Origin of the sequence: Ilyobacter sp. (genome assembly GCF_041583315.1) — a bacterium.
GTDB lineage: Bacteria > Fusobacteriota > Fusobacteriia > Fusobacteriales > Fusobacteriaceae > Ilyobacter.
In genome coordinates, this window is record NZ_JBFHGC010000132.1 from 1 (window position 1) to 5,825 (window position 5,825).

Annotated in this window: 6 protein-coding genes; all 6 read right to left on the reverse strand. The window is 38.8% G+C overall.

Features of this window, described 5'->3' with window-relative positions; all coding sequences use genetic code 11:
* A partial coding sequence (locus tag ABZA26_RS06040) for a tetrahydrofolate dehydrogenase/cyclohydrolase catalytic domain-containing protein (protein ID WP_372713622.1) occupies positions 1-461 on the reverse strand: 461 nt, incomplete at its 3' end.
* Positions 455-1,117, reverse strand: coding sequence for a redox-sensing transcriptional repressor Rex (locus ABZA26_RS06045; protein WP_372713623.1), 663 nt, complete (start codon positions 1,115-1,117; stop codon positions 455-457). The genes ABZA26_RS06040 and ABZA26_RS06045, both read right to left, overlap by 7 nt.
* Before the next feature lie 16 nt (positions 1,118-1,133).
* A complete protein-coding gene (gene fmt / locus ABZA26_RS06050; protein WP_372713624.1) occupies positions 1,134-2,078 on the reverse strand; it encodes a methionyl-tRNA formyltransferase in 945 nt (314 codons plus the stop codon).
* Positions 2,079-2,096: 18 nt separating this feature from the next.
* Positions 2,097-2,606, reverse strand: coding sequence for a peptide deformylase (gene def / locus ABZA26_RS06055; RefSeq protein WP_372713625.1), 510 nt, complete (start codon positions 2,604-2,606; stop codon positions 2,097-2,099).
* A gap of 13 nt (positions 2,607-2,619) precedes the next feature.
* On the reverse strand, positions 2,620-4,905 hold the full coding sequence (gene priA, locus ABZA26_RS06060) for a primosomal protein N' (protein WP_372713627.1): 2,286 nt from the start codon (positions 4,903-4,905) through the stop codon (positions 2,620-2,622).
* A gap of 11 nt (positions 4,906-4,916) precedes the next feature.
* Positions 4,917-5,825, reverse strand: a 909-nt coding sequence (locus ABZA26_RS06065; RefSeq protein WP_372713628.1) for a penicillin-binding transpeptidase domain-containing protein, incomplete at its 5' end; no start/stop codon positions are given.

The following is a 5,825-nucleotide window of genomic DNA, read 5'->3' on the forward strand; positions in this document are numbered from 1 at the left end:
ATTCCAGTTCTTTTCAGTAATTCTATGACACCATAGGGAGTACATGACTTAAATCCGTCCTCTTCCCCTATCATAACTTTTCCCAGATTTTCAGGTTTGAAACCGTCTACATCTTTTTCTGAAGCTATTCTGTTTGTCACTTTTTTTTCATCAATGTGTTTTGGCAGTGGAAGCTGAACAAGAATTCCGTTGATATTCTTATTTTCATTGAGTTTATCTATAAGTTCCAGCACTTCCTCTTCACTTGCATTTTCATCCAGAACATGTTTTTCAGAATAAAATCCTAGATCTCCGCAACTTTTAACCTTAGAGTTTACATATACTTTTGAAGCCGGATTCTCTCCTACCAGTACTACTGCAAGGCCCGGAGTCTTTCCTGAAATCTCTTTATATTTTGATACCTCTTTTTTTATCTCTTCTTTTATCTCAGTTGATATTTTTTTACCATCTATAACTACCATTTGTTTATTTTCTCCTTCCAGTAATTTAGTTCTTGAAGTTTCCCGTATAGGTCTATATTAGATACCACTACATCTTCAGGAACCTCTAGTTTTAAAGGTGCAAAGTTTAGAAAAGATTTAACTCCTGCTTTTATTAAAGTTGTCGCCACATCCTGGGCAACACTTTTAGGTACAGTCAGTATTGCTATATCTACCCTGTCCTTCGTATTTAGAAAATACTCTATCTCAGAAGTATGTCTTATCTTTATTCCGTTTACTTCTTTTCCTACCTTGTATTCTGCTACATCAAATACCCCTATAACATTGAAACTTTCCTTTGTGAACTCAGGTTCTGCAAGAAGAGCCCCACCTAGTCTTCCAGCCCCTATGATTATAATATTATTTGTTTTGTGAACTCCTAAAATCTTCTCTATTCCGCTGTATAAGATCCTTACTTGGTACCCTTTTCCTCTTACTCCGAATCCTTCCCCAAAATCTGAAATAAAATTCGACAGATCTTTTCTAATTTGAGCAGCTGTAAGCCCCATTCTTTCAGCCATCTCCTCAGAAGATATGTAATCATCGGGAGAAAGATTTTCCAGACATCTGAGATATCTAGTCAGCCTCTCTATTACCCTCGGGGATATTTTTTCCTTGTCAGTCACCAAACTAATCACGATTACTCCTCCTAAGCTATTTTATTTTGCTGTTCTCAAACTTCTCGCCAATATTAAAATAGTTTCCGTTAACAAGGTCTGCACCTGTAAGCTTTTTTTTGTTCTCAGGCTTAGCTTCAGCAATTATAACACTTCCGTTTCCGGTTTTTACAACAGGACCTCTTCCCTTTAGAAGTTCAACTATTTCTCCTGGCTCTCCTTCATATTCACGGGAGATTTTTTCAACTTTGTAAATTTTATATATTTTACCCTGGTTGTATGTATGGGCACTTGGAAAAGGATTCATCCCTCTCACAAAATTATATATTTTAAAATTTTCTTCATTCCAGTTTATTTCACAATCCTCTTTTTTGAAAGGCTTTACAAAGGTTGCTTTTTCATGATTCTGAGGTATTCTGGGAGCCTTTTCTTCCCCTATTAGCGTTACAGCTTCTAAAAGGGTTTTTGCCCCTATATCCATCAGTCTGTCATGAAGAGTTTCTAGAGTATCCTCCTCATTTATGGGAGTCTTACCCTGCAGTATCACATCTCCTGCATCTAATTCTTCAGCAATGTACATTATAGATACTCCTGATTCTGTATCTCCGTTTATTATTGCCGCATGTATAGGTGCAGCTCCTCTGTATTTAGGCAAAAGAGAGGAGTGGACATTTATTACCCCGTATTTAGGTATATCAATCAGTTCTTTTGGCAGGATTTTACCGTATGCCACTACAACTATAAGGTCTGGATTGATTTCTCTCACTATATTTAGGGTTTCTTCTGTTCTCACTGAATTAGGCTGGTATACTGGAATTTCATGCTCTATTCCATACTCCTTTACCGGTGTGAATTTTATTTTTTTACCTCTCATATTAGGTTTATCTACTTTTGTGAAAATCCCTGCTACCTCATGATGCTTGTTTAGTAAATCAAGTGACGGTACCGCAAAATCAGGGGTACCCATGAAAAGTATTCTCAATTAAACCATCCTCTCTACTTAAATTTCTTTTTTTTCCGACTCTTTTTTCAGTGCCTGTAATTTTTTTGAAACCATTCTTTTTGCCACAGGAGATAATTTATCTACAAAAAGGGTCGCATCCAAATGATCGGCTTCATGCTGAAAAGCTCTCGACAGAAGACCTTCAGCTTCTTCTATTACCACTTCACCCTTTTCATTGGTATATTTTATCTTCACCCTTGCAGGTCTCTTTACTTTTTTATATACTCCAGGTACGCTGAGGCACCCCTCTTCATGTTCCACTATTTCTTTGGAAAATTCCAGAAACTCAGGATTGATTACCTTCCTTACTATTCCGTCCTCTATATCGATTACAAAAATTCTCTTGCTTACTCCCACCTGTGGTGCCGCTAAGCCCACTCCGCCGGCTTCACGCATGCTTTCTACCATGTTATCTATTATTTCTATTATTTCATCGTTTATCTCATCCACCGGCAGAGCCTCTTTTCTTAAAACCGGGTCACCATAAGTCCTTATATCATAAACCATCTTTTTCACCTCATCACATTAAATTTATCGGGTCAATGTCTATGACCACTCTGTATTTTTCATCTCTCAGTTCAAAACTGCATTTTTCAAGGAGAGGCTTTATTGCATTCATCCTCTGTCTTGTTCCCTTGAGAAAAATCTGATACCTATACCTTCCCTTTATCCTGTATATAGGTGCTTTCATAGGTCCGTAGACCTCTACACCCTTGTCTTTTATCAATTCATAAAAATTTTTAGCATAATTTTCAAGCCCTACCTCCTCTGTGGAGGTTATCACTATATTTATTATCCTTGAAAAAGGGGGATAGGACAGTATTTTTCTCGTCTCTATCTCATCTAGGTAAAAACCCTCATAATCGCCGTCCATTATTCTCTTCATCACATGATTTTCCGGCTGAAAAGTCTGTATGAGGACTTCACCATTTTTGCTTTCCCTCCCAGCTCTTCCAGCTACCTGGCTCACCAGCTGAAAGGTCTTTTCTCCAGAACGGAAATCCGGAAAATTCATTATGGAGTCAGCATTTATGACTCCCACCAGAGTCACGTCTGGAAAATGAAAACCTTTGGATATTATCTGGGTTCCAAGCATTATATGATATTTTTTCTCCAGAAACTCTCTGTACATATTATCATAAAAGTCCCTCTCCTTGCTACTTTCAGAATCCACCCTTATCATACCGACATCGAAATGTTTTCTTATCTCCTCTTCGAGCCTCTCAGTCCCTTTTCCCATATGACTGAGATTTTTGCTGTTGCAGCTACTACAGGTTCCGGTATATCTTTTGGTTTCCCCGCAGTAATTACATTTATATATTCCCTGGCTCATATAATAATTCATAGTTATGGAACAGTGGGGACACTCTTCTACATGACCACATTCCAAGCACTGGATATATGTAGAATAGCCCTTTCTGTTTAGCAAGAGCATTATCTGCTCATCTTTTCTGAGAGTTTCAGACATATCCTTCAGAAGTTCTCTGCTGAAATAGTGACTTTTTTCATCTTTCATATCCACAAGCTTCAGCTTTGGAAGGTTTGCTCCGTTGTAACGCTCATTTAGTTCTAGGAGTTTAAACACTCCCTCTTTTGCAAAAAAGTAGCTTTCTATAGAGGGGGTTGCCGATCCTAGTACAACTTTTGCATCTTCCAGTTCGCCCCTTTTTATTCCCACATACTTTGCATTGTATCTAGGATTGCTGTCCTGTTTATAAGTCGCTTCATGTTCCTCATCTATTATAACATATTTCAGATTTTTCACAGGAGCAAAGACAGCAGATCTTACTCCGAGCACCACCTTTTTTTCCCCTGTATAAATACTGAGCCATTCTTTTGCCCTCTGCACAGGGGTCAGTTTGCTGTGTAAAATAGCTACATTTTCTCTGAATTCCCCTTTAAACTTCTTTACCATCTGAGGAGTAAGGGATATCTCAGGAACAAGAAATATAGAACCCTGACCCTTTTCCAGTGCCCTTCTTATGAGCTTCAGATAGACTTCTGTTTTTCCGGAGCCAGTCACTCCCTTGAGTAGAAAATATCTTTTTTCTGAATTTTCAATCTCTAATCTTGCTTTTTCCTGTTCCGGGTTCAAAACTGTACTCTCTTTGGAATATACCCCGTCAGCTTCATCTATATCGTAATTTTTTCCCTTATCTTTCAATATTTTTTCAAGGGAAATTACCCCATGCCTCACCATCTTATCTATTATATCTTTGGAAAACTTTTTTTCTAAGGTTGCCTTACCTATAGTCATCCTCTGAGAAAAATATTCTGATATCTCCTGATAGCCCTCTCTTGAACTATCTTTTAGAGAGATCTTTTCTTTTCCCTCAAGAACACCTTTTTCCAGGGCATCTTTGATCGTCTCTTTGGAAAACTTTTTATATAAAGTTGTCTTTGTAACTTCTGACTTCTCTCTGAAGTAATTCCCCAGATCTTGCTCTTCCTGAGTTTTTAATGGAACTTCTTCCATGAACCTGTAGTTATAAGAATATTCCACCTTTAAATTCCCAGGAACCGCAGCCCCAAAGGTCTGACCGAAGGAGCACAGATAATAATTTTTAATCCATAATAACAGCTTTATCATAGATTCAGAAAGATGTATCTGACTTTCAAGTTTTCTTGTTATAGAAAGTACCTTGAATTCAAATTTTTCACAGGTTTCCATATAAACTATCAGACCGCTCTTTATTCTTCCTCTGAAAGGAACTGCCACTCTTTCACCGATATTAAACTCATCCTTTGGATCACAATAGGTAAAAAAATCGTTTGTTCCGTCTACATAAACTCCATAATATCTCATATTTCAAACACCTATTTCAGGTAAACTTTTACCTTATTTATTTTTTCAAGACTGGTACCCTTTACAGGCCACTGGGATTCTACCAGGCCACTACCTGATATCTCCACCTCTATACCCAGCTTCCCTAGCATCTTCAGCACCTCTCTGGCGCCTTTTCCTGCAAGGTCTGGCATCTCCACCAGGGGCTCACTTGAGATGTGCTCAGGAACCTTCATTTCAGAATCTCCCAGGTATTCCACATCCCCAGGTAGGATATTGTTATACTTTATTATTCTCTTCGCCACTTCTTTAAACACAGGAGCAGCTACTGCCCCACCAAATTTATTGTAGTAAATATCCGCCTGAGGCTTTAAAAACATAAAAAGCATGAGGTACTGAGGGTTGTTTGCAGGAAAGAACCCTATAAAAGAAGCTAAATATTCTCCGTTTAGGTATCCCCCTGAAGAGCTTATCTGAGCCGTACCGGTTTTTCCACCGATTCGGTATCCCTCTATAGCCGCATTTTTCCCGGTTCCGTCTGCCACCACATGTTCTAGCATGCTTCTCATCTCTTCAGAAACCTTAGGAGATATGACCCTTCTCACCTTCTGTGGTGTATTTCTCCTGGTTACCACTCCGTCGTCTCCGGCTATTCTGTCAACCACATAGGGCTGGTACAGAATCCCTCCGTTTATCACCGATGAAAAAGCAGTTGCCAGCTGTATAGGGGTTACCGCTATACCCTGTCCAAAGGCCATGTTATTTTTTTTCAGGCCATCCCATTTGCTGTAATGCTGCATATATGGCTTCAATTCTCCAGGGAGGTCCACACTGGTTTTCTGACCCAATCCAAAACCTTCCAGGTATTTTTCAAAAGTTGCGTTACTGAACCTGTCGCTTATAAGCACCATTCCCACATTACTGGACTTTTTCAAGACCTC